This is a genomic window from Marinobacter sp. EN3, from assembly GCF_000475315.1.
GTDB lineage: Bacteria > Pseudomonadota > Gammaproteobacteria > Pseudomonadales > Oleiphilaceae > Marinobacter > Marinobacter nauticus.
In genome coordinates, this window is sequence record NZ_AXCC01000001.1 from 161,775 (window position 1) to 185,236 (window position 23,462).

Sequence of the window (23,462 nt, forward strand, 5' to 3'; positions counted from 1 at the left end):
AGGCGGATTCCATGAATGACGTGACCGATAACAACAATAACGACCAACGCCCCCGCAGCCCGGGGGTTCTGAAAATCATGCAGAGCATTCTGGCAGGCGCATTCGGTGTGCAGTCCGACAAGCGCCGCCAGGAAGACTTTTCACACCACAGCCCACTGCCCTACATCATTGCCGGCGTTCTGTTTACCGTCGCGTTTGTAGGCGGGCTGATCATCGTGGTTAAACTGGTGCTGGCCGGGCAATAAGCTACTGCCCGGACACCCAAACCACCGCAAAGGCAACTGCCAGTAACACGAGCAATACCGCGGCCACCGCGTCGGCCTGGCTGTCTGATCGCACGGACTTTTTCATGGCATTTCCTCCTTCGTATTCGAAGTTGTTGTTTTTCTGACTTTCCCGTTCAAGTAAAGCAGCAAATTGACATTCGTCCAGTCCCGGGTTCGATCACTTATCACCTGAATCGATAATGTTATGTTGAAATAATCATTTTGAGAATAAAAACACGATGGTATCCTGCCTCGCAGGAATAAGGCCCGGTCCATGAAACCCGGCCGGAAATTTGAGCTCTTCTGATGTAGCAGGCAGGACGTTCCACTATGTACGTTTATGATGAGCACGACCGGCAGATAGCCGCAGAGCGTGTTGCCCAATTCCGCGACCAGACCGAGCGCGCCCTTGCCGGCGAGCTGGCTGAAGAGGAATTTCTTCCACTTCGACTGCAGAACGGGCTTTATGTTCAGCGTCTCGCACCCATGCTCCGTATCTGTATCCCTTACGGCATGCTTCGCTCCGAGCAGCTTCGCCGCTTGGCACGCGTAACCCGGGACTATGATAAAGGCTACGCCCATTTCACCACCCGCACCAACATCCAGCTGAACTGGCCGAACCTGGAAGACGTGCCCGATATTCTGGCTGAGCTGGCGGAAGTGGAAATGCACGCAAATCAGACCAGCGGTAACTGCATCCGGAACACCACCACGGACCCGTTCTCCGGTGTCCAGGTGGACGAAATCGCTGATCCACGCACCTATTGCGAGATTATTCGCCAGTGGTCGACGTTCCATCCGGAGTTTGCGTTTTTACCACGTAAATTCAAGATTGCCGTGAATGCCTCCGAACACACGGATCGCGCAGCTATCCGGGTGCATGACATTGGCTTGCAGCTGGTACGCAATGACCAGGGAGAACTTGGCTTCCGGGTTCACGTTGGCGGCGGACTTGGTCGTACCCCCATGGTTGGCCCGGTCATCCGCGATTTCCTGCCGGAACTGGATCTGCTGACTTACCTGGAAGCCATTGTCCGGGTTTACAACCGTTACGGCCGCCGGGACAACAAGTTCAAGGCGCGCATCAAGATTCTGGTCAAGGCGCTGAGCCCCGAGGGCTTTGCCGAAAAAGTTGAAGCGGAGTGGGCCCACATCAAAGACTCACCTTCCCGGCTGACACCGGAGGTGGTGAGCAAATTCCAGGGCTACTTTACCGAGCCGGCGTATGATGCACTGGACAATGCTACCGACCTGCTGGCGACGCAGCGCTTCGAGAACCGTGAATTTGACAAGTGGTTGACCCACAACGTCAACAGTCACAAAAAGCCGGGCTACGCCATTGTAACCCTGACGCTCAAGAAGACCGGCACGCCCCCGGGGGATGTCACCGACTTCCAGTTGGAGCAGATTGCCGACCTTGCGGATGAGTACAGCTACGGTGAAGCCCGGGCCACTCACGAGCAGAATGTGGTACTGGCAGACGTCCGCCAGGATCGACTGTTTGAGCTCTGGCAAAAGCTTGTGCCTTTGGGCTTCGCAACGGCGAACCTGAACACACTGAACGACGTTATCTGCTGCCCCGGCGGCGATTTCTGCGCCCTGGCCAACGCCAAGTCGATTCCTGTGGCGGAAGCAATCCAGCGTCGTTTTGATGACCTGGACTTCCTGTACGACCTCGGCCCCATCGACCTGAACATTTCAGGCTGCATGAACGCCTGTGGCCACCACCACGTGGGCAATATTGGTGTTCTGGGCGTCGACAAGAAAGGCGAAGAGTTCTATCAGATCAGCCTGGGTGGATCGTCACACCACGACGCCACCATCGGCAAGATTCTTGGGCCGTCCTTCGCTCGTGAGGAAATGCCAGAGGTCATCGCCAAGCTGATCAATGTTTACGTAGAAAACCGGACGGAAGAGGAAACCTTCCTGGACACCTATCGCCGGGTCGGTCTGGATCCTTTCAAGGAGCGGGTATATGCCTGATGTAATTGCCGCTGACGGCACGATTCGTAATGACGACTGGGTTGTGGTGCCCCGCCCTGCGGCGGGTGAATCCATGGATATTCCTGAAGATAAGCCGGTCTTGATTCCGGCAGATCTGTGGCTGGCCGGCCATGAGCACTTTGCCGCAAAGCCCTCAGTGGGTGTCTGGTTTGACAGCCACGATGAGCCGGAATTGCTTGGCGAGAAAGTGAATGAATTGCCACTGATCGCGGTGAATTTCCCGCGCTTTGTCGATGGCCGTGGTTACAGCATTGGCCGTTTGCTACGTGAACGGTTCGGGTACCGCGGCGAGCTGCGAGCCATTGGCGATGTGCTGCTTGACCAGCTTCAGTTCATGAAGCGCTGTGGCTTTGACAGCTACGTACTGCGCGCTGACAAGGACATTGCAAAGGCACCGAAGTGCCTGAGCTTCTTCACCCAGACCTACCAGGCTGCGACCGACACGGACCAGCCCCTGTTCCGCCGCCGGGCCTCCTGAGACCAATCACCAGCGCATGAGTCGTCATGCGCTGGTGTTCAGTTCTGGTTTACTGCATTTTTTGATTCCGAAACGCACTCAACACTTTCCAGACGGTATGTTCGAGCGCCGCGCTGGTAGCCAAACCGAGCTTTTCCGGCAGTGTACGTTTGCGCTGGAAAGACACTGAGATCACGTCTCCCCGCTCACAAGCCTCAATCAGGTATTCGTCAGACGTTTTGATCTCATCGATCAGCTTCACGTCCAGAGCGCGCTTGCCGAACCAGATATCTCCATTGGCAACCGCCTGAATATCCAGATCCGGACGCCGCTCACTCACATACTCCTTGAACAGGACATGGGTATCCTCCAGGTCCTCGAGGAATTTCTGGCGTCCCTTATCGGTATTCTCACCAAAGATTGTCAGCGTTCGCTTGTGTTCACCCGCGGTGAGCACCTCAAAGTCAACGTCGTTCTTTTTCAGGAACCGGTGGAAGTTCGGGAGTTGCGCCACCACCCCGATGGAACCGAGCACGGCAAACGGCGAAGCAATAATGCGATCAGCCACGCAGGCCATCATATAGCCGCCGCTGGCCGCAACCTTGTCGACGCAGGCGGTCAACTTGATGCCCTTGCTGCGAATCCGGTCCAGCTGGGCTGCCGCCAGCCCATAGGCATGAACCAGACCACCGCCGCTCTCCAGGCGGATAACCACTTCGTCCGTTTCCGGATTGGCAACACTCAGAACCGCCGACACTGAACGCCGCAGGGTATCGGTATCGCTGGCTTTAATGTCACCATCGAAATCAAGCACGTAAACACGCGCCGTTTTCTCTTCGGTAGCGTCAGGTTCTGGCTGCTTTTTCGTCGCTTTCTTTTCAGCCTTGTCCTCTTTTTTCTTTTTCTTCTGCCAGGCCTTTCGTTCCTGGTCTGTCATCAACCTGGCCTGGATTGACTCTCTGAGCCGGCGATACTGATCGTTCAGCTTGCGTATTTTCAGCTCACCCTCACCTTCGTGATCGTCCCGGTCTTTCTGGGTTGCCGAGACAATGATGGACACGAGCACAATCGCCGCCACCACGAAAGTCGCCACCTTGGCGAGGAACAGGCCGTATTCGGTCAGAAATTCCAAAATGCAGTCTCCACACGTATTTGCAAACCCCGAAGTGTACCGCCTCGGCACAGGCCTGATAAGCCCGCGATAAAATTAAAACAAGCGTTCGATCAAGCTTGACACGAACCGGCTCTAACCATAAAGTCGGATTGCGAGGTTGGCGCTACCCCGGCTGCTGTACAGGCTGCCTCTGCCAGGGATCACTAGTCGTCACCACCATGACAAGACAACCATCAAAAAGGGTAAAACAATGTCTGTAGCTCAGGTATTTGAAAAACTCGAACAGAACTTCAACGCAGACGCAGCACAGGGCCTGGACCTGGTATTCCAGTTCGACATCGAAGACGACAAGACTTACCACCTCGTGATCAATGACGGCACCTGCAAGCTGCACGAAGGCGCACACGACGATCCTTCTGTTACCCTGATCATGAACTCTGAAACCCTGCAGGGTATTGTCTCTGGCGAGACTGACGGCATGCAGGCGTTCATGGCTGGCCAGCTGCGCGCCGAAGGCGACATGATGCTGGCAACCAAGCTGGGTGAACTGTTCAACATGGGCTGAGCCCGGTTAAACACCAGCTATAAAAAAACCTGCGCAAACCGCAGGTTTTTTTATGCCATTCAGAAACTCAGGCCACCCTGGCGTCTACAGACCGACGTCATCCAGCGAACTCTGAGCCAGCTTGAGCAGGTCTACATTCCGGTCTTCCCGCCGACCGACGCCTTCAATGTAGTACTCGAGTGAGGTGAGAGCATCCGCCAGCGCTTCCAGAACCTGTGACGCAGGGGCTTCGCGCGCATCCAGCAGGCGCTCCTGAATAGACGTCGCGACCCTGGCAATGACGTCCGCTGCGATGGGGTCGTCCACCATTTGCAAGCCACCCCAGATACTGCGCAGTGTCCCCGGCAGGTTGGCCAGATGAAGCTTGTCGTAATCGGATTCGATAAATGCTGTAATCGCTCGCTTGGCAAGGGTCAACGCACTACGGGCCTCATCCGCCACAACCCAGATGGCTTCCTGCAGGTACACGGATTCGTCCCGGCTCCGGTCTGCACCAGCAAGGGCATCGGTCTCTGAGGTAATGCCGCGGGTCACGATCTGCATGACGGCATCCTCTACCCCCAGCACGGAATCCGCCAGACGATAGAGCTCTTCCTCCGCTGGCAGGCGGTTTTCCTCTTCCCATTTACGCAGTTTGGCAGCTTCTTCACGGGAAATACCGGCCAGGCGGTTCAGATCGAGCATCACCAGCGTATTGGCCAGGCGCTCCAGAGTGTCGGCAATCGAGGCAAGTTCGGCCAGATCCGGTTCTATTCCGCGCTCGATGATGTCCAGCTTGTCTTTCAGCTGATTAAGCTCTTCCTGCAAGGCTTCAGACAGGGATTTGAGCACGTCCGTGCCAGGGCCATAGAGGCGCCGGGAATGAGCCTCAAGAAGTGCGTCCGGGAATTCGGCAGGACCGAGCTGATAAGCAGAGAGTACCCGCGTCACCTCAGGGTTGGCTGAGCCACTGCGGTAAAGCAGATAGACCAGATCTTTGATCAGCGATTCGGGGGCGTCCTTGGCGGTAGCTACCTTGCCGACATACACCACTTCCCGCGCGTATTTCTCGATTCGCATCAGCAGACGTTTGCGGGCCTTGCTAAAGCCCATGGCACGATCCAGCATGGTATCGGAGACCAACGCCAGCAGGCACCACATCTGCCCCATAGGCGCCCCCTGACACAGCCGTGCGAGACCACGGGCAGCCCTGGCAATGAGCTTCTTGCTAACCGCTTCGTTGCGCTCGCGGAGAATGCCGAGCAGTGCCACCTGGAAGGTCAGGCGCATGCGACGGGCCAGGATTTCATATTCAGACTCTGCATCATCCATGGGCCTCAGCCCCAGATCGCTGCAAAAGTCCGGGCGCTCCTTGATGTCGATATCAAAGAAGCAGGATTCGGGATAAGGTTTCTCACGACGGGCTTCACGCAGATCATTGATCACGGGCAGCAGCAGCTCGGGATGATCTTCACGTTGCTGATGGTAGTACTCGACGTAACGGCGGAGAATGAATAGCGCGCTGTTAAGTGCTGTCAGCAGTATATTCTTGTCGTCGTTGGCACCAACCGGCACATCATTGGCGAGATTAACCGCCTCCTGGCAAAGCAGGGTTCCGCCCCGGAGCTCCACCAGAATGAAGATTCCCCGAAGCTGGTTCAGGTAATCAACACAGTTCTGCAGATCTTCCCCGCTCTCGCGGTTTTCCTGAAAGCGCTCAAGGCTGGATTCTGCCTGCTTGATGGTCTGTTCGATTTCACTTTTGACCAGATCAAACGACTGCGATTTCGTCGCCAGAGACGATTGAACCATAAACGCTTCCTGTTAATTTGCGGAGACTACCGCATCCTGTTCATGAACTGCAGCCTGCATACGGGCAGGTCCTTCCTGTTCAGCGAGGCAGCCCTTGCCCAGACCTGAACGGTTCGCAAAAAACTGGCGAACTTATCATTACTTATAACACAAAACTCAAGTAGCTCAAGAAAGCCGGAATGTAACAAATGGTACAGCTGAACGTGGTTCTCATTCTGTTGCCTGCAACCGGGACCACACCGTTTCGCCGGCCTGCTTCTCCATCATCGCCATGAACTCATCATGGGCAGAGGCTTCATCACTGGTGGCCCGAACCACCGCCAACGGCGCGCGCTCACCGGAGATCCGGCGAATACCGCCACCGCCACCTTCATCGCCGGAGCCGGCATCCAGGGACAGCGCGGTCTGGCCGCCGGTCATCAGCAGATAGACGTCTGCCAGGATCTCGGCGTCCAGCAATGCCCCGTGAAGGTCACGGTTGGAGTTATCCACTCCATAGCGCTTGCACAGGGCGTCGAGATTGTTTTTCTGGCCCGGATGCTTTTTCCTGGCAATGGCCAGTGAATCGACAATACCGCAGTGGTCTGCTGTTTTCCGAACCGGTTTCAGGCGGGCGAATTCGGAGTCCATGAAGCCCACGTCGAACGCGGCGTTATGGATGACCAGCTCTGCGCCCTTGATGAACTCAAAGAACTCGTCGGCAACCTCCGCAAACTTTGGCTTGTCGGCCAGAAATTCGTTGGTGATACCGTGAACGGTGATAGCCTCCGCTTCTACCTCCCGCTCAGGGTTAATGTATACGTGATAGTTGCGACCGGTCAGCTCGCGTTCGATCACTTCCACACAACCAATTTCGATAATGCGGTGACCTTCGTTCGGATCAATACCCGTGGTTTCGGTATCCAGTACGATCTGTCTCATGCAACTGCGCTCTCACTCACTGCTCATTAATCGGTTTTCCAGGGGGCCAGGGTTCAGGCCCCGTTCAGTTCGCGGACTCCGCGGTTGGCCAACTCATCCGCCAACTCGTTATCAGGATGCCCTGAATGACCCTTCACCCAATGCCAGTTAACGGTGTGTCTGGCAGTTTCAGCATCGAGCTCCTGCCACAGATCCGCATTCTTGACCGGTTTTTTTGCCGAGGTTTTCCAGCCATTGCGCTTCCAGCCGCTCATCCATTCGGTAATGCCCTTGCGCACGTATTGTGAGTCCGTATACAGCTCCACCTGGCAAGCGCGCTTGAGCTCCCTCAAGCCTCGAATGGCCGCCATCAGTTCCATCCGGTTATTCGTGGTCTGCAGCTCGCCACCGTGCATGGTCTTGCACGCATCGCCATAGCGCAATACGACACCCCACCCCCCGGGCCCAGGGTTACCTTTACAAGCTCCGTCGGTATACATCACTACCTTACCAGCCATTACTGCTCCTGTTCTGTTCTCCGCCTGTCCACCCTGCCTGAGCTATGGCTGGCACAGCCACTGGATACCCCCACCGTTCCGGGCAAAGATATTACCTTGCTCTTGCGCCAGGATGCCCTGGTCCGGATCCGGGCGTATTCGCGTTTGCGCGCAAGGATACAGTAATAGGCGCCCGTGGGCAGTAAATGAGGGCGGCTACTGGCGGCCAAACGCTGCCGTCTTCCGGATGCCCCGTGTTTTCGCTGCAGCGGAAGGGTACAGAAATAGGTGCCACTGTTTTCCAGCTCGAACCCCAGCAACCTGAGCCAGTCCTCCATTCGTGATCGCATCAGGAACCGACCACCCCAGGGGCCAAACCGATGGCGGGAAACCAGCCTGCGTGCGCCCCAGAGACTGAGGGGGTTAAACCCAACCAGAGCGATGCGCCCCTCACCTCGCAATACACGGGCGGACTCGCGAAGTACCTGGTGCGGATCCGGAGAGAAATCGGCCGTATGATGAAGGATCACAAGATCCATGGAATCACCGGGAAACGGCAGCTCGTCGGCGTCACAAACCGCCACGCCCTCTGGCATATGGGCATGCCAGGCCGGGCAGGTAATAATCTTCTGGGCAAAATCGGTACCACTCGCCAAAGGCAATCGGTGACTCAGGCCGACCTGAAGTTGTCTTGCCCCCGTAAGGCCTTGCAGTTCCTTATCAAGTACCGCTCTCTGGCTGGCCAGCAGGGAGCGGCCAAGGTGGGTCTGCACCCAACGCTCAAAACTCTCATGTCGTGCTGAATAGTCAATCACGCCGCTGGTTGTCACGCTGGCTCCCCTACCCGATCCACTAAAGGCTTGATTGCTCGCGCAACCTGCCGCTCCTTGGGCTGTACCCGTTGTTGCATTATCATAACAGGCACATTCATTGAACACATGGGGTGGCCACCTTGCGCATTCATCCGGTTCCGGCATTCTCAGACAACTATATCTGGTGCCTTACCAACCTTGAGTCCGGCAAGACCCTGATAGTCGATCCCGGCCAGGCAAAGCCGGTGCTGGATTATCTCAGTGACAGCGGTTTCTCAGCAGACACCATCCTGATCACCCATCACCACCCGGATCACACCGGCGGCGTGAAAGAGCTTCAGCAACAGTATCCGGGCATCCGTATTGTTGGCCCGACGGATTCGCCCTTCAAGGGTGCTACAAACACGGTTCATGCCGGCGATGAAGTCGTCTGGGAAGGCATCACGTTCAATGTCCTGGCAGTTCCCGGCCATACCCTGGATCATATTGCCTATTACAGCGACACCCAGGTAAATGACAAACCCGTTCTGTTCTGCGGCGACACACTGTTTGTCTGCGGCTGCGGACGACTGTTCGAAGGCACACCGGAGCAGATGCACACCTCGCTCCAGACCCTGCGGGACCTTCCGGATAACACTGCAGTATACTGTGCTCATGAATACACCTTGGCAAACCTTCGCTTCGCCCGTCACTGGCTACCCGAAGATAAGGCGTTGGCCGAGTTTGAGAACGCCTGCAAAGATCTTCGGGAACGGGGTAAGCCAACCGTGCCTACCACGATTGGCCAGGAGAAACAGCTGAACCCATTCCTTCGGTGGGATGATGCCATGGTCATAGAGGCCGCCGAGAATTACAGCACCACACACCGCCTTGCCACCGGCTCGGATTGTGCGGTTTTTGCAGCCGTACGGCACGGCAAGGATAACTTCTGAGCGTGCGGGCGGTCACTGCTTAACAATTTATCTCACAGCCGTAACATGGCTCAGCTTGACCGCCCGGAAAACGCTCCCATAGAATTTCGAGCAATTATCGAACGTAACCTTTTAAATATGCCGGCTATTTTTACAGATACCCGCCGGCTCCACCCGGAACCCTGTGTTTATGCCGGTAAAACGACTGCCCTTCATCCTTCTCGCGTCAACCCTTTTCAGCGGCTGCAGTACCAGTCAGATCGCCGAAAACTGGCATACACCTTCGGCCTGGTTCGGGACCGAGGAAGAGAGTCAGCAAAAAGACCCCCTGGACTCACAGCAAGTGGTTGTTGCCAAGGGCGATGAGGACCTCAAGGCTGACGTCGCTGCCGGCAATGGAGAGGACAGTGCCAGCGGGGCACCATTAGATGACGCCATCTCCCCGGAACTTCAGGCCAAGGCCCAGCAAGCTCGGGAAAAACTGGACAATCCCGCCCGGCAATCCGACGCATCCACCAGAACAGACGATCTGTGGTCACGACTTCGCGCCGGTTTCACCATGGATCACTCCGTCGACAATGCCAGGGTACAGGCTCAATTGGACTGGTACGTGCGCCACCCCCGTTACATCGATCGCGTGGTGGAAAGAGGCTCCCGGTACCTGCATTACATTATCAATGAAACCGAAAAACGCGGCCTGCCCAGCGAACTGGCTCTGTTGCCAGTGGTAGAAAGCGCCTTTGATCCTTTTGCCTACTCCCACGGTCGCGCTGCCGGGCTTTGGCAGTTCATCCCGTCTACCGGCAAATACTTCGGGCTGACCCAAAGCTGGTGGCATGATGACCGACGGGACGTGATTGCGGCTACCGATGCTGCCCTGACTTACCTGGAGCGCCTGGCCAACCGGTTCGATGGCGATTACACCCTGGCCCTGGCCGCTTATAATTCCGGGGGCGGGACCGTATCCAGCGCCATGCGTCGTAACCGCAACGCCGGAAAATCCACAGATTACTGGTCTCTGACATTACCGACGGAGACGCGCCACTATGTGCCCAAACTGATTGCCCTGGCAAAAATTTTCGACGATCCGAAAGCCTACGGTATCGACCTGCCACCATTAAAAGACGAACCGTATTTCGAAGTGGTGGATACCGGCTCCCAGCTGGATCTGGCCCAGGCCGCAGAATTAGCCGGCGTGGATATTGATGAAATCTATCTGCTGAACCCGTCCTACAATCGCTGGGCAACCAATCCGGATGGCCCCCATCGCTTGCTGGTACCCAAGCAACAGGCCGAGGCATTCCAAACCGCGCTTGCAGAGTTCCCAAGCGAACAGCGTGTATCCTGGCAGAACTATAAAGTCCGCAAAGGTGACAGCCTGAACACCATTGCCCGCAAGTTCTCCACTACCCCATCGGTCATTCAGCAGGTCAACAAGCTCAACAGTGACCTGATCCGGATCGGCCAGCAACTGCTGATTCCGTCCTCCACCAAGGGCTCCGACGCCTATGCCCTAAGCCAGGCCCAGCGACTGGAGCGAACTCAGGAACGCAAGCGTAGCGGCAACAAGGTACGGTACACCGTGCGCCGGGGCGATACTTTCTGGGATATTGCCAGGGAGCACCGGGTTTCGGTTCGGGAAGTGGCTGCCTGGAATGGCATGGCACCGGGAGACCCCCTGATTCCAGGCAAGGAACTGGTGATCTGGTCGAAAACTTCAAAGCCGACCATGGTAGCTTCGAATACCCGGGGCAAGGCCATGGTGCGCAAGGTGGGATACCGGGTTCGCAGCGGCGACTCCCTGTCCGCCATCGCCAGCCGGTTTTCGGTGAATGTGCGTGACATCGCATCATGGAACGATCTTAATACGGACCGTTATCTCCAACCCGGCCAAAGTCTGGTACTCTACGTGGACATAAGAAACAGTCCGTAACGTGCGAGAACCATGACAAAAAAACCAGAAGCACCCTTGCTGACCAGAATTACCGCGACGCTGGCTCTGGCAGCGTCTGCCTGTTTCGCCTCAGCCGATGAAGGCGTCACCGAAAACCCCACTCCTGTGCATGGCATCGCCATGCACGGTGAACTGAAGTACCCTGCGGATTTCAGTCACTTCGACTACGTCAACCCGGAGGCCCCGAAAGGCGGCGAACTGAAGTTATCTGTGGTTGCCAACGGCTTCGATAGTTTTAACCCCTTTGTCATCCGGGGCATCTCTGCGGCGGGTATTAACGCCTACGTGTACGATACCCTTCTGGAGTCCTCTGCCGACGAGCCTTTTTCCGAGTACGGGCTGATTGCCGAATCCGTTGAAGTTCCGGAAGACCGCAGCTTCGTCATCTTCAATCTCAATAAAGAGGCCCGCTTTCAGGACGGTGAACCAATCACCGCTGAAGACGTGGAATTTTCCTACCGGATTCTGACCACCGAAGGTCACCCGTTTTACCGCAACTACTACGCGGATGTAGACAAGGTGACCATTGAAAACAGTCACCGGATTCGCTTTGACTTTGCGCAAACCAACAATCGGGAACTGCCCCTGATTCTTGGCCAGATGCCCGTCCTGCCAGAACATTTCTGGCAGGATCGAGAGTTTGAAAGCAGCGGCCTGACCATCCCGGTGGGCAGTGGCCCTTACCGGATTGCCTCTTTTGACGCAGGCCGCTCCATTACCTATCAGAGGGTCGACGACTACTGGGCCAAAGATCTGGGTGTACGCAAGGGCCGATTCAACTTCGACACCGTTTCCTACGAATACTACAACGACGACACCGTCGCCCTGGAGGCATTCAAGACGGGCAACTTCCACTTCCGCCAGGAGACCTCAGCCAAGAACTGGGCCACTGCCTATACCGGTCGTCAGTTCGAGAGCGGCGATATTGAGAAAGAAGCCATTGAGCACCACCGCCCCACCGGAATGCAGGGCTTTATCTTCAATACCCGCAAGCCGGTGTTTCAGGATCCCCTGGTTCGGGAGGCGCTGACCTACGGTTTTGATTTCCAGTGGGCCAACCAGAACCTGTTCTTTGGCCAGTACACTCGCACCAGCAGCTATTTTGAGAACAGCGATCTTGCCTCATCGGGCTTGCCTGAAGGGCGAGAGCTTGAAATTCTTGAAGCCTATCGGGATCAACTAAGCCCCGACGTTTTCACAGAGGCCTATGTCCCACCGGATACCGGAAACGGCGTCAGCCTGCGGGACAATCTGCGTACCGCACTGAAACTCCTGACGGAAGCCGGGTATCAGATCAAGAATGGCAAAATGGTCCATCAGGAGACCGGCAAACCACTGGCATTCGAGATCCTTCTGTTCCAGAAAAGCTTTGAACGAGTGGTTCTACCCTTCAAACAGAATCTTGAAAAGTTGGGCATCGATGTGTCGGTGCGCCTGGTCGACAGCAACCAGTATGTTCAGCGGGTTCGGAGTTTTGATTTCGACATGATCACCCAGGTGCTGCCTCAATCTGATTCTCCGGGTAATGAACAACGGGACTACTGGCACTCGAGTAATGCCGATGTACCCGGCTCCCGCAATTTCATGGGCGTTAGCGATCCTGTCATCGATGAACTGGTCAACATGGTCATTCAGGCGCCGGACCGGGAAGAGCTTGTACACCGGGTGCACGCGCTGGATCGTGTACTGCTGAATGGCCATTACGTGATCCCGCACTGGCATTTGCGCAAGGATCGGGTGGCCTACTGGAACCATCTGAAACGCCCGGCCAACACGCCCAAGAACGGCATCGACCTTAACAACTGGTGGACTGAACGCTGATACCGTTCGCTATCACGACGCTGTAGTAAGGACTGCTCCCTGAATGGGCATTTACATACTCCGCCGCCTCGCCCTGATCATCCCCACCCTGGTGGGGATCATGCTGTTGAATTTTGTCATTGTTCAGGCCGCTCCCGGTGGCCCCATTGAACAGATTCTCGCGGAGATGGAAGGCCACGGCAGCAGCGCTCTGGCGCGCGCCGGTGGTGGCGATGTCGGCAGTGAAGTGGCGAGCAGTTCCGGAGACAGCCGGGCCTCCCGGGGCCTGCCGCCCGAACTTCTGGAAGAACTTGAGGCCATGTACGGCTTCGACAAGCCTGCGCACGAACGCTTTTTCAAAATGCTGGGCGATTATGCCACCTTCGATTTCGGCGATTCCTTTTTCCGGGACAGAAGCGTCGTCGAACTGATTCTCGACAAGATGCCGGTCTCCATTTCACTCGGCCTCTGGTCCACGCTGATTATCTACCTCGTGTCCATTCCACTGGGCGTCCGTAAGGCGGTCACAGATGGCTCCCGGTTCGATGTCTGGACCAGTTCTGCGATCGTGGTCGGCTACGCCATTCCCGGATTCCTGTTTGCCATCCTGCTGATCGTATTGTTTGCCGGCGGTAGCTATTTCGATCTGTTCCCGCTCCGGGGCCTGACCTCGCCGGATTTTGACCAGATGACCTGGTACCAGAAGGTTGCTGATTATTTCTGGCATCTCGCCCTGCCCGTGACCGCAAACGTGATCGGCGGGTTCGCTACCCTCACGCTGCTGACCAAGAACTCGTTTCTGGACGAAATCAGCAAGCAGTATGTGGTCACCGCCAGAGCCAAGGGCCTGGAAGAAAAGCAGGTGCTTTACGGCCATGTGTTCCGTAATGCCATGCTGATTGTCATTGCCAGTATGCCCGGCGTTCTGGTGGCGCTGTTCTTTACCGGGTCGTTGTTGATTGAGGTAATCTTCTCACTGGACGGCCTCGGCCTGCTTGGTTTTGAGGCTGCCCTCAACCGGGATTATCCGGTCATTTTCGGCACTCTCTACATCCTGACGCTGATGGGGCTGGTGATGAAGCTGATCAGCGACCTCACGTATGTCGCTGTTGATCCGCGCATCGATTTTGAAAGCCGGGAGGGTGCGTAATCATGGCAACCCTCTCTCCGATTCAGCGCAGACGACTCAATAACTTTACCGCTAACCGGCGCGGTTTCTGGAGTCTCGGGATTTTTCTGGTGCTGTTTGGCCTTTCGCTATGTGCCGAACTGATCGCCAACGATAAACCTCTTGTAGTTTCCTACCACGGCGACTGGTACTTTCCCGTCATTCAGCAGGTGCCCGAAGAAACTTTTGGTGGGTTTCTGCCCACGGAAGCCGATTATCGCGATGACTTCATCGCGGACGAAATCGAAAGCAATGGCTGGATGCTCTGGCCTCCCATTCGCTTCAGTTATAACACTATCAACTACGATCTGACTGTTCCCTCACCTGCGCCGCCCAGTGCCGAGAACTGGCTGGGAACCGACGATCAGGGTCGGGATGTGGCCGCCCGGGTGATCTATGGATTTCGCATTTCGGTGTTGTTCGGCCTGACGCTCACCATCGCCAGTTCCATCGTTGGCGTTGCCGTTGGCGCACTTCAGGGCTACTACGGTGGCAAGATCGATCTGTTTGGCCAGCGCTTTATCGAGATCTGGTCTGGTTTGCCCATGTTGTACCTGCTCATCATTCTGTCTTCGATTGTTCAGCCCAATTTCTGGTGGTTGCTGGGCATCATGCTGCTGTTCAGCTGGATGGGGCTGGTGGATGTCGTGCGGGCTGAGTTTCTCCGCGCCCGTAACTTCGAGTATGTGAAAGCCGCCAGAGCGCTCGGCCTGGACAATCGCAGAATCATGTTCCGGCACATTCTGCCCAACGCCATGGTGGCAACCCTCACGTTCATGCCGTTTATTCTCACCGGCGCCATAACCGGGCTCACGTCTCTGGATTTCCTGGGGTTCGGCCTGCCCTCGGGCTCACCGTCACTGGGCGAGCTGATTGCCCAGGGTAAAGCCAACCTTCATGCACCCTGGCTGGGTATTTCCGCATTCGTGTCACTGGCCGTCATGCTTACGCTGCTGGTGTTTGTGGGAGAAGCGGTTCGCGATGCCTTTGACCCGAGAAAGAACTGATATGAGTGACCTGCTTTCCATCTCGGACCTGTCCATCACCTTCGACCACGGCCCACGGGTGGTTGACGGGCTGTCATTCAGCATCGACAAAGGCCAGACTCTCGCGCTGGTTGGCGAAAGCGGCTCCGGCAAGTCGGTATCTGCCCTGTCGATACTTCGGCTGCTGGATGAACGTCATGCGGATTATCCCGCCGGACAGATCCTCTACAAGGGCGAAGACTTGCTGCAGGCGCCGGTAAAGCGCCTGCGTCAGATTCGTGGCCGGCATATCAGCATGATCTTCCAGGAGCCGATGACCTCGCTCAATCCGTTGCATACCGTTGAAAAGCAGATTTGCGAGACCCTGGAACTACACAAAGGCATGCGCGGCCCCCAGGCCCGTAAACGCTGCCTGGAATTACTGGAACTGGTCGGGATTCCGGCCCCGGAGACCCGCCTGACGAGCTACCCACACCAATTATCGGGTGGGCAAAAACAGCGGGTAATGATTGCCATGGCGCTGGCCAATGAACCCGATCTGCTGATTGCGGATGAGCCCACAACGGCTCTGGATGTCACCGTGCAGAAACAGGTGCTGGAGCTGTTGAAATCGCTGCAACAGAAGCTGGGCATGGCGGTGTTGCTTATTACCCATGATCTGAGCATCGTGCGTCGGTACGCTGATAGCGTGGTGGTCATGGAGCGCGGGAAAATGGTTGAACAAGGCGCGACGGAAGCCCTGTTCGCGTCGCCCACTCATGCCTACACCCGCAAACTGATAGAAGCGGAACCACCGGAGCACCCTCTGCCTGCCGCCACCGGCACCGAAACCCTGATGACCGTAGACAACGTGAATGTGCATTTCCCCATTCGCAAGACCCTGCTGGGCAAGGTAAAGGAAAGCTTCCACGCGGTACAGGATGCCAGCTTCCGGCTGCGGGCCGGTGAAACCCTCGGCGTTGTCGGCGAGAGTGGCAGTGGTAAAACCACACTGGGCCACGCCTTGCTGAAACTCACCCCGAGCACCGGCCAGTTCAGCCTCTGCGGTACCGAGCTGTCGTCCCTCTCCCAGAAAGCGTTCCGACCATGGCGACGGCGCGTTCAGATTGTGTTCCAGGATCCCTTTGGTAGCCTCAGCCCGCGGATGTCCGTTGAAGAAATCATCCGTGAAGGCCTGGAAATCCACGAGCCCGGCAGTTCCCGGCAGCACGAAGCCAAGGTTATCCGGGCACTTCAGGATGTAGGCCTGGATCCCGACGCACGGCATCGGTATCCACACGAATTCTCCGGCGGCCAGCGCCAGCGTATTGCCATAGCACGCGCGCTGGTTCTCCAGCCAGACCTGATGATTCTGGATGAACCCACCTCCGCCCTCGACAGAACGGTACAGAAGCAGGTGATCGAGCTTTTACGGGAAATTCAGGCCCGATATAGGCTAAGCTACATCTTTATCAGTCATGATCTGGCCGTTGTTCGCGCACTCAGCCACAAACTGCTGGTACTCAGGCAAGGCCGGATTGTGGACTACGGCGATGCAGAGGCCATTTTCCGGGAACCACAACAGCCGTATACCCGGGAACTGCTGAATGCCGCATTTTTCTATCAGTCTACGACCAATTGAGCGTTACCCGACCCTGACAGGTCGGGGATAATGCGCCGAAACCACGGAACACAGGGAGCAGAAACCCATGGGAATCCTCAGTGGCAAAAAAGCACTGATTGTTGGCGTCGCCAGCAAACATTCCATTGCCTACGGCATTGCCGAGGCCTTCGCTCGTGAAGGCGCCGAAATGGCCTTCACCTATCAGAACGAGAAACTGCAGTCCCGCGTTGAGAAGTTCGCGGAACAATGGGGCAGCAAACTGACTTTCCCCTGTGACGTCGCCAGCGACGAGCAGATTGACCAGGTATTCGAGCAACTGGGCAAACACTGGGACAACATCGACATCATCATCCATGCGGTTGGTTATGCCCCAGCCCATGAGCTGGATGGAAACTACGTGGACGTCACCACCCGTGACGGATTCCGGATTGCCCACGATATCAGCTCATACAGCTTCGTGGCCCTCGCCAAGGGCGCGCGTAAGATGATGCACGAAGGCAGCAGTCTGCTGACCCTGAGCTACCTGGGCGCCGAGCGGGTGCTGCAGAACTACAACGTGATGGGTCTGGCCAAGGCATCTCTCGAAGCCAACGTACGCTATATGGCCGCCAGCCTGGGCAAGGAAGGCGTCCGGGTGAACGGTATCTCAGCGGGCCCGATCAAGACCCTGGCCGCTTCAGGCATCAAGAGCTTCCGCCGCATGCTGGCCGAGAACGCCAAGCAGGCCCCCCTGCGTCGTAACGTGACCACAGAAGAAGTCGGCAACGCCGCCGCCTTCATGTCATCCGACCTGGCCTCAGGCATCACCGGTGAAATCCTGTACGTGGACGGTGGTTTCAACATCACCGGCATGGCGGAGATGGACGCCTGATCGGTTCCTGACTTCCGCCATAGCAAAAGAGCCGGCGCGATGCCGGCTCTTTTCGTTCAGCTTTCCGATAGCGCCCTGGCAACCGCCTCGATCCAGTCCAGGTAGTCGGTTTCATCGGACTCAAGTACCCGGACACCAATCAGGTAGCCCCACTCAGCCTCGCGGCACCACATCACCTCAACACTCAGCCGGAAGTGCTGTGCGTGTTCGCCCAGACTTACTTCCGCAATCAAAATCGACCCGATACTGAGCGACTCCTCGCACAAAAGACTGATTCCACGCGCTGATATGTCACGCACCTGGCATTCCAGTCTGCCGGACACGCCATCCGGTGTAGTCGGCTCGACCTCTGGTTCCGGAGATTCCGGCAGTATCCAGGCCCGAGCCCGGGCCGTTAACCGATATTCCTCCCGAAGGTCTTTCCCTGACGGCAACTCGTCCTCTATTCCGAACCCATAATCATCATCGATCATCGTTCACCTCAGTTCCGACCAACACGGATACGCCCGACAACACGGCTCAGGGTGTCATCAAACTCGGCCGAACTGCCAAGCACACGAATTCGCCCTTCCACGATCCCGTTAACCAGTTCGTCCTGGAGAAATTCCCGGCGATTGAGCCCCAGGCGATCCACAAACACATATTTCCGCGAGGCAGAAATCTTGACGGCAAGCTTGAGCCGGACAGGGTCGTCATCCCGGGTTTCCTGGGTAAGCACAATCCAGCCACCGAGAGCGATACCTTCAACCTGTTTGGTGGCCACCAGCGCGGCCTCTTTTCGCAAACGCTCCTGCTCCGCCTTCTCATCCGCCACCCGTTGGCGCTCAACCTCTTCACGCTCCCGTTCAAGTTCCTGCTGACGTGCGAGCTCTTCTTCCCGACGGCGCTGCTCGGCCGCTTCCCGTTCCTTCCGAAGCGCTTCGGCCCGGGCACGGGCTTCCTTGGCCGCCTTTTCCCGTTGTTCCAGCTGCCTGGCGCAGACTTTCGATAGCACTTCGAGGGTTTCTACAAGTACCTGACCGAAGGCCGTTGGTTCTGGAAGCGGCCTGAGCGCACCGCGGCCAAGCTCGGCCTGGAACTCGGCCCACGGCTGCAGTCCGAGTTTAACGCCGGCACCATTGGTCCAGAGCACTTCCCCGCTATCAGACAACAAAGCAAAGAAAAAACGTCGCTGTTCCCTTGCCCCTTCACCCTCTACAAACCACTGACCGACCAGAGGTTTGGCGTGGTCGGCCGAGACCGGCTCATTTGCCAGCCAGGTGCTGTCCCAGGCAAAATCTGAACCGGTGGCGAGCGCGGGCTCCAGTTCTGGTGTCTCTCCTCGAATTCGAGCCACAATTACCGCCTGGATCTCGTGTAATGCCTGTTCAGGAGCATCCTCACCCAGAGCGCGAGTCCAGACTTCGCGCACACGGTCGCCGAGTTGTTCCCCAACGTGGTACAACCGGTTACGATCCCGATCAGAAAGCTGGGGGTCGCCCACCCAGACCAGCCACTCCAGTAATTTGTTGGCGTGCCGATGCACTTCACTGTCCGCGCCTTCGGCCCAGACACTCTGTTTCAACACCTTGTACCAGTCGGTCAGGATAAAGCGGGTAATGGCCGGCGGTAGCTGACGGCCCGTCAAGGCGCGGCCGATCAGAGCCCTGGCCACCTGATCTGACAAACGCTGGCGTGAAGCCCCCTGCTCGGTTTCCAACAAACGTTCCCGTAGCCGCGCCACCTGATCATCCCGCTTTCGGGTATCAGCAAGCCATTGGCTGCAGTAGTGCTCCAGCGGATCGCGGCTGCCAGCCTCAAAGCTGCCGGATACAGTAATAACCAGGCTATCGAGCTGATCCAGCAATACGCGGGATGATCGACCACCGGTATCACTCCAGCCACGCCATTCCTGAAGGTTATCAAGCCAGTCCAGAAGCACCCCGCTGAACACCTCCGCACCACACAGATCCAGTTGCCATGCCAGCCAGAACCGCAAGCGCGCTATGCGCCCCACCAGGGCGGCATGCAGGCCTGAGGTTTTCAGGAAGACATCCATGATCCGGTCGGAGAGGTAGGCCGCATTCACCTGTCGGACGGTCCACTCAATCTGAACCGAACGCAGCACTTTGGTTACCCGCTCATCCCGCTGTTCCGTCCAGCAGGACATCAATAAGGGACGCCAGTCCGGTTCCTGCTCCGGAGAAGACTTACTGGCGGGGTATGGCAGATCGGGCACCCGGATCCCGGACAGAACCTGGGTAATCCTTTCTGAAACCACCTTTCGGGAGGGAGCGACAGCCTGTGGTTTCGTTGATGAAGGCGACATCCGTTACCTGTTGTCCTGAAGCGTTGAGAAGCGTTGAAAAGGGCCTGCAAATAACGCAGTATAACCAACTCGCCGGGGTTTACTGCAACCTAGTATCCCACTCGCACTTATTATTCAATCATCCGGACAAAAGAATGAATATACCGGGTGAGGTAACGACAAGATTCGGGGAAGCACAACAAGATGTCGGGTAAGAAACTGGAAAACCTGAACGTGGCCAGCCAGGAAACACTGATCACTCCTGAAGCACTGAAGCAAGAGATGCCACTGTCAGACAAGGCAGCCGAAACCGTTGCCAATGGTCGGCAAGCCATCTACGACATTATGGATGGCAAGGATCATCGTTTGTTCATTGTCGTAGGCCCCTGCTCGATTCACGATGTAGAAGCTGCCCGCGATTATGCCGCCCGACTGAAAAAGCTCGCCGATGAAGTCAGCGATACACTGTTGATCGTCATGCGCGTGTACTTCGAGAAGCCACGCACCACCGTAGGCTGGAAAGGCCTGATCAACGATCCGCACCTGAATGATACCTTTGATATCGAGCAGGGACTGCACATTGGTCGCCGGCTGCTGCTGGACATCAATGAGATGGGCCTTCCGGCCGCCACTGAAGCCTTGGACCCCATATCTCCCCAATACCTTCAGGACACCATAGCCTGGTCTGCTATCGGTGCCCGTACCACCGAGTCCCAGACCCACCGGGAAATGAGCAGCGGCCTGTCCATGGCCATCGGCTTCAAGAACGGCACCGATGGCAGCCTCGACGTTGCGGTTAACGCCATGAAGTCAGTCTCTCATCCCCACAGCTTCCTGGGCATCGACCAGCAGGGCAAAGTTGCCATTATTCGCACCAAGGGCAACAACTACGGCCACGTCGTACTTCGCGGTGGTGGCGGCAAGCCAAACTACGACTCCGTCAGCGTAGCCCTGTGCGAACAGGCACTGGATAAGGCCAAGCTGCGCAAATCCATCATGGTGGATTGCAGCCACGCCAACTCCAGCAAGGATCCGGCTATTCAGCCATTGGTAATGCAGGATGTGACTCACCAGATTCTGGAAGGCAATCAGTCTATCCAGAGCCTGATGGTGGAAAGCCACATCAACTGGGGTAGTCAGTCTATTCCGGAAAACCTGGCTGACCTGAAATACGGCGTATCCATAACCGACGCCTGTATCGACTGGGAAACCACCGAAAAAGCCATTCGCGACATGCGTGAGAAGCTGAAAGACGTTCTGCCCAAGCGGACCGCCTCTGCCTGAAGTCTGAAGCCGGGCCTCAGCGCCCGGCTTCTGCTCCAAGCCAGTCCAGACGGTTTCGAAGAGAAACCACATTGCCGATAATCACCAACGTCGGCGCCTGAGCCCCCTTCTCCTGAACCCGATCCACAATCGTTTCCAGAGTGCCGGTAATCACTTCCTGTTCCGGCGTGGTGCCGCGGGATACCAGTGCCACAGGCATATCCGCCGGCATGCCGTGTGCCATCAGTTCCCGGCTAATGATCGGTAAACCGACCAGGCCCATGTAAAACACCAGCGTCTGGTTATTCTGAACAAAATCCTTCCACGGCAGATCACAGGTGTCATTCTTCAGGTGCCCGGTAATAAACCGCACCGACTGGGCGTGATCCCGATGGGTCAGCGGAATGCCGGCGTAAGCAGCACAACCTGAGGCGGCAGTGATACCCGGCACAACCTGGAAACGGACGCCGGCCGAGGCCAGGGTTTCAATCTCCTCGCCGCCACGGCCAAAGATGAACGGATCGCCGCCTTTAAGGCGTACCACCCGATAGCCTTCCCGGGCCAGATCCACCAACTGTTGATTGATCTGATCCTGTGGCAACGTGTGGTTCGAACGTTGTTTGCCAACGTGGATCTTCTGGGCGTTTTCAGGAATAAGAGCCATGATTTCCGGGGAAACCAGGCGGTCGTACAACACCACCTCCGCCGACTGGATCAAACGCCAGGCTTTCAGGGTAAGCAGTTCCGGATCACCAGGGCCGGCACCGACCAGGGCAACTTCCCCGGCCGAGTTGTTGGGGTTATCCGTAACCGGGTTGGTCCGGTACCTTGCCGGTGCAGAGCCGACGGGTACGCCCTTTACTGGTGCATCCCTGGATTGATCATTCATTGAATACGCTCGACGCCTCCCATATAGGGTTTGAGTACCTCGGGCACCAGAATACTGCCGTCCGCCTGCTGATAGTTCTCCATCACCGCAATCATGGCGCGACCTACGGCCAGGCCGGAACCATTGAGGGTATGGACCGGTTCGGGCTTTCCAGTGTCCGGATTACGCCAGCGGGCTTGCATACGCCGTGCCTGAAAATCACGGGTGTTGGAACAGGAAGAAATCTCACGGTATTTACCCTGCCCTGGCAGCCAGACTTCCAGGTCGTAGGTTTTCGCGGCGGAAAAGCCCATGTCTCCGCCACAGAGGGTGACGACGCGGTAAGGCAGTTCGAGCAGTTGCAGGATCTTCTCGGCGTGTCCGGTCAGTTCCTCCAGCGCCTGCGTGGATTCATCCGGCCGAACGATGTGCACCAGCTCCACTTTGTCGAACTGATGCTGACGAATCATGCCCCGCACATCCCGGCCATAAGACCCTGCCTCACTCCGGAAACACGGCGTATGGCAAACCAGGCGCAACGGCAATTCAGCATCATCCAGAATGGTATCCGCAACCAGGTTCGTGGCCGGCACTTCCGCGGTAGGAATCAGGTACAGGGGATTGTCGCCGGCTGTGCGGAAAAGATCTTCTTCAAATTTCGGCAGCTGGCCCGTACCAAACAGAGTGTTGGCATTCACCAGATAAGGCACATAGGCCTCGGTGTAACCATGCTGCAGAGTATGCTGATCGAGCATGAACTGAGCCAGTGCACGGTGCAGGCGCGCCAGCTGTCCGCGCATAACAGCAAAACGGGAATGGGCCAGCTGAGTGGCCTTCTCAAAGTCCAGGCCTTTCAGCTGCTCACCCAGGGCCACGTGATCCTTAGGCTCAAAATCGAATTCACGGGGCGTACCCCAGACACGCGTCTCGACGTTGTCGTCTTCACTGGCGCCCGGTGGCACGTCGTCGTCGGGAAGGTTGGGAATACCGGCAAAGAAGGCATTCAGGGATTCCTGCACGGAACGCAGTTCGTCCTCGGCGTCACCACGTTGCTGCTTCAGGCTTTCGACTTCTTCCAGCAACGGTTTGATATCCTCACCGGCCGCCTTGGCTTTGCCGATGGATTTCGACCGTTTGTTCTGCTCGCTCTGCAAGTTTTCCGTACGAACCTGAATGGCCCGGCGGCGTTCCTCAAGCTGCTCGAAGGTGGCAATATCAAACTCGAAATTCTTGATAGCCAGCCGACGGGCGATCTCTTCAGTCTGTGTACGGACACGTTTCGGATCGAGCATGTTGTTCCTGATTTCCGGTTAACGAATGAATGGTTATGCGGGCATTATACCTG

The 23,462-nt window shown here is 56.8% G+C and carries 20 protein-coding genes and 1 pseudogene; 12 read left to right on the plus strand and 9 right to left on the minus strand.

Annotation, left to right across the window (positions count from 1 at the left end; all coding sequences use genetic code 11):
- Nucleotides 1–11 precede the first annotated feature (11 nt).
- The 3 genes from Q675_RS20305 (at nt 12) to Q675_RS20315 (ending at nt 2,748) form a co-directional block, all read left to right on the plus strand.
- The gene (locus Q675_RS20305; protein ID WP_022991201.1) at nt 12–245 is read left to right on the plus strand and encodes a DUF2970 domain-containing protein; all 234 of its coding nucleotides are present in this window, start codon (nt 12–14) and stop codon (nt 243–245) included.
- A 351-nt stretch (nt 246–596) separates the two neighbouring features.
- On the plus strand, nt 597–2,249 hold the full coding sequence (locus tag Q675_RS20310) for a nitrite/sulfite reductase (protein WP_023010309.1): 1,653 nt from the start codon (nt 597–599) through the stop codon (nt 2,247–2,249).
- Nucleotides 2,242–2,748 (plus strand): DUF934 domain-containing protein, encoded by a 507-nt coding sequence (locus tag Q675_RS20315; RefSeq protein ID WP_022991198.1) that lies wholly within the window; start codon nt 2,242–2,244, stop codon nt 2,746–2,748. The genes Q675_RS20310 and Q675_RS20315 overlap by 8 nt, the downstream gene beginning before the upstream one ends.
- Nucleotides 2,749–2,797: 49 nt before the next feature.
- On the opposite strand, the gene sohB is transcribed toward Q675_RS20315, so the two are convergent.
- Entirely contained in the window at nt 2,798–3,859 is a 1,062-nt protein-coding gene (gene sohB, locus Q675_RS20320; RefSeq protein ID WP_023010310.1) for a protease SohB, read from the minus strand.
- Between the two features lie 232 nt (nt 3,860–4,091).
- Here sohB and Q675_RS20325 point away from each other — a divergent pair, with 232 nt between their 5' ends.
- Nucleotides 4,092–4,406: an SCP2 sterol-binding domain-containing protein gene (locus tag Q675_RS20325; protein WP_011785017.1), complete on the plus strand. Its 315-nt coding sequence runs from the start codon at nt 4,092–4,094 to the stop codon at nt 4,404–4,406.
- Between the two features lie 84 nt (nt 4,407–4,490).
- Here the strand turns inward: Q675_RS20325 and Q675_RS20330 are convergent, their stop codons facing one another.
- From Q675_RS20330 to Q675_RS37775, 4 genes are all read right to left on the minus strand, one after another.
- Nucleotides 4,491–6,197: a hypothetical protein gene (locus Q675_RS20330; protein WP_023010311.1), complete on the minus strand. Its 1,707-nt coding sequence runs from the start codon at nt 6,195–6,197 to the stop codon at nt 4,491–4,493.
- 210 nt (nt 6,198–6,407) lie between these two features.
- Entirely contained in the window at nt 6,408–7,118 is a 711-nt protein-coding gene (gene dnaQ, locus Q675_RS20335; protein WP_023010312.1) for a DNA polymerase III subunit epsilon, read from the minus strand.
- Nucleotides 7,119–7,171: 53 nt separating this feature from the next.
- Nucleotides 7,172–7,615, minus strand: coding sequence for a ribonuclease HI (rnhA, locus tag Q675_RS20340; protein ID WP_011785020.1), 444 nt, complete (start codon nt 7,613–7,615; stop codon nt 7,172–7,174).
- Nucleotides 7,615–8,424: a class I SAM-dependent methyltransferase gene (locus tag Q675_RS37775; protein ID WP_081698823.1), complete on the minus strand. Its 810-nt coding sequence runs from the start codon at nt 8,422–8,424 to the stop codon at nt 7,615–7,617. The genes rnhA and Q675_RS37775 overlap by 1 nt, the downstream gene beginning before the upstream one ends.
- A 122-nt stretch (nt 8,425–8,546) precedes the next feature.
- Here Q675_RS37775 and gloB point away from each other — a divergent pair, with 122 nt between their 5' ends.
- The 7 genes from gloB (at nt 8,547) to Q675_RS20380 (ending at nt 17,699) form a co-directional block, all read left to right on the plus strand.
- The gene (gene gloB / locus Q675_RS20350; RefSeq protein ID WP_031210927.1) at nt 8,547–9,338 is read left to right on the plus strand and encodes a hydroxyacylglutathione hydrolase; all 792 of its coding nucleotides are present in this window, start codon (nt 8,547–8,549) and stop codon (nt 9,336–9,338) included.
- Nucleotides 9,339–9,507: 169 nt separating this feature from the next.
- Nucleotides 9,508–11,250, plus strand: coding sequence for a LysM peptidoglycan-binding domain-containing protein (locus Q675_RS20355; RefSeq protein ID WP_023010315.1), 1,743 nt, complete (start codon nt 9,508–9,510; stop codon nt 11,248–11,250).
- A 12-nt stretch (nt 11,251–11,262) separates the two neighbouring features.
- Complete coding sequence (locus Q675_RS20360) at nt 11,263–13,092, plus strand: extracellular solute-binding protein (RefSeq protein ID WP_031210929.1); 1,830 nt, start codon at nt 11,263–11,265, stop codon at nt 13,090–13,092.
- Between the two features lie 43 nt (nt 13,093–13,135).
- Nucleotides 13,136–14,221, plus strand: a complete 1,086-nt coding sequence (locus tag Q675_RS20365; RefSeq protein WP_023010126.1) for a microcin C ABC transporter permease YejB — start codon at nt 13,136–13,138, stop codon at nt 14,219–14,221.
- Between the two features lie 2 nt (nt 14,222–14,223).
- Nucleotides 14,224–15,246 (plus strand): ABC transporter permease, encoded by a 1,023-nt coding sequence (locus tag Q675_RS20370; protein WP_023010317.1) that lies wholly within the window; start codon nt 14,224–14,226, stop codon nt 15,244–15,246.
- Between the two features lies 1 nt (nt 15,247).
- The gene (locus tag Q675_RS20375; RefSeq protein WP_023010318.1) at nt 15,248–16,846 is read left to right on the plus strand and encodes an ABC transporter ATP-binding protein; all 1,599 of its coding nucleotides are present in this window, start codon (nt 15,248–15,250) and stop codon (nt 16,844–16,846) included.
- A gap of 67 nt (nt 16,847–16,913) precedes the next feature.
- A complete protein-coding gene (locus tag Q675_RS20380) occupies nt 16,914–17,699 on the plus strand; it encodes an enoyl-ACP reductase (protein ID WP_022991189.1) in 786 nt (261 codons plus the stop codon).
- 56 nt (nt 17,700–17,755) lie between these two features.
- Here the strand turns inward: Q675_RS20380 and Q675_RS20385 are convergent, their stop codons facing one another.
- Together Q675_RS20385 and Q675_RS20390 are read right to left on the minus strand one after the other, a co-directional pair.
- Nucleotides 17,756–18,172, minus strand: a complete 417-nt coding sequence (locus Q675_RS20385) for a PilZ domain-containing protein (protein ID WP_022991188.1) — start codon at nt 18,170–18,172, stop codon at nt 17,756–17,758.
- A gap of 8 nt (nt 18,173–18,180) precedes the next feature.
- Nucleotides 18,181–20,007: a DUF1631 family protein gene (locus tag Q675_RS20390; RefSeq protein WP_031210931.1), complete on the minus strand. Its 1,827-nt coding sequence runs from the start codon at nt 20,005–20,007 to the stop codon at nt 18,181–18,183.
- Nucleotides 20,008–20,190: 183 nt separating this feature from the next.
- On the opposite strand from Q675_RS20390, the gene Q675_RS20395 reads away from it, so the two are divergent.
- A complete protein-coding gene (locus tag Q675_RS20395) occupies nt 20,191–21,270 on the plus strand; it encodes a 3-deoxy-7-phosphoheptulonate synthase (RefSeq protein ID WP_011785031.1) in 1,080 nt (359 codons plus the stop codon).
- A 16-nt stretch (nt 21,271–21,286) separates the two neighbouring features.
- On the opposite strand, the pseudogene cobA reads toward Q675_RS20395, so the two are convergent.
- Both cobA and serS read right to left on the minus strand, forming a co-directional pair.
- Nucleotides 21,287–22,093 (minus strand): annotated as a pseudogene (cobA, locus tag Q675_RS20400) (uroporphyrinogen-III C-methyltransferase); the annotation flags it as partial.
- 41 nt (nt 22,094–22,134) lie between these two features.
- Nucleotides 22,135–23,409 (minus strand): serine--tRNA ligase, encoded by a 1,275-nt coding sequence (serS, locus tag Q675_RS20405; protein WP_011785033.1) that lies wholly within the window; start codon nt 23,407–23,409, stop codon nt 22,135–22,137.
- Nucleotides 23,410–23,462 lie beyond the last annotated feature (53 nt).

Coding starts and splice junctions, on each gene's coding strand:
- Q675_RS20370 (WP_023010317.1), top strand. CDS start 14,224: ATGGCAACCCTCTCTCCGATTCAGCGCAGACGACTCAATAACTTTACC.
- serS (WP_011785033.1), bottom strand. CDS start 23,409: ATGCTCGATCCGAAACGTGTCCGTACACAGACTGAAGAGATCGCCCGT.
- Q675_RS20385 (WP_022991188.1), bottom strand. CDS start 18,172: ATGATCGATGATGATTATGGGTTCGGAATAGAGGACGAGTTGCCGTCA.
- Q675_RS20330 (WP_023010311.1), bottom strand. CDS start 6,197: ATGGTTCAATCGTCTCTGGCGACGAAATCGCAGTCGTTTGATCTGGTC.
- dnaQ (WP_023010312.1), bottom strand. CDS start 7,118: ATGAGACAGATCGTACTGGATACCGAAACCACGGGTATTGATCCGAAC.
- Q675_RS20380 (WP_022991189.1), top strand. CDS start 16,914: ATGGGAATCCTCAGTGGCAAAAAAGCACTGATTGTTGGCGTCGCCAGC.
- Q675_RS20360 (WP_031210929.1), top strand. CDS start 11,263: ATGACAAAAAAACCAGAAGCACCCTTGCTGACCAGAATTACCGCGACG.
- rnhA (WP_011785020.1), bottom strand. CDS start 7,615: ATGGCTGGTAAGGTAGTGATGTATACCGACGGAGCTTGTAAAGGTAAC.
- Q675_RS20395 (WP_011785031.1), top strand. CDS start 20,191: ATGTCGGGTAAGAAACTGGAAAACCTGAACGTGGCCAGCCAGGAAACA.
- Q675_RS20305 (WP_022991201.1), top strand. CDS start 12: ATGAATGACGTGACCGATAACAACAATAACGACCAACGCCCCCGCAGC.
- Q675_RS20375 (WP_023010318.1), top strand. CDS start 15,248: ATGAGTGACCTGCTTTCCATCTCGGACCTGTCCATCACCTTCGACCAC.
- Q675_RS20355 (WP_023010315.1), top strand. CDS start 9,508: ATGCCGGTAAAACGACTGCCCTTCATCCTTCTCGCGTCAACCCTTTTC.
- Q675_RS20315 (WP_022991198.1), top strand. CDS start 2,242: ATGCCTGATGTAATTGCCGCTGACGGCACGATTCGTAATGACGACTGG.
- Q675_RS20365 (WP_023010126.1), top strand. CDS start 13,136: ATGGGCATTTACATACTCCGCCGCCTCGCCCTGATCATCCCCACCCTG.
- Q675_RS20390 (WP_031210931.1), bottom strand. CDS start 20,007: ATGTCGCCTTCATCAACGAAACCACAGGCTGTCGCTCCCTCCCGAAAG.
- Q675_RS20310 (WP_023010309.1), top strand. CDS start 597: ATGTACGTTTATGATGAGCACGACCGGCAGATAGCCGCAGAGCGTGTT.
- Q675_RS20325 (WP_011785017.1), top strand. CDS start 4,092: ATGTCTGTAGCTCAGGTATTTGAAAAACTCGAACAGAACTTCAACGCA.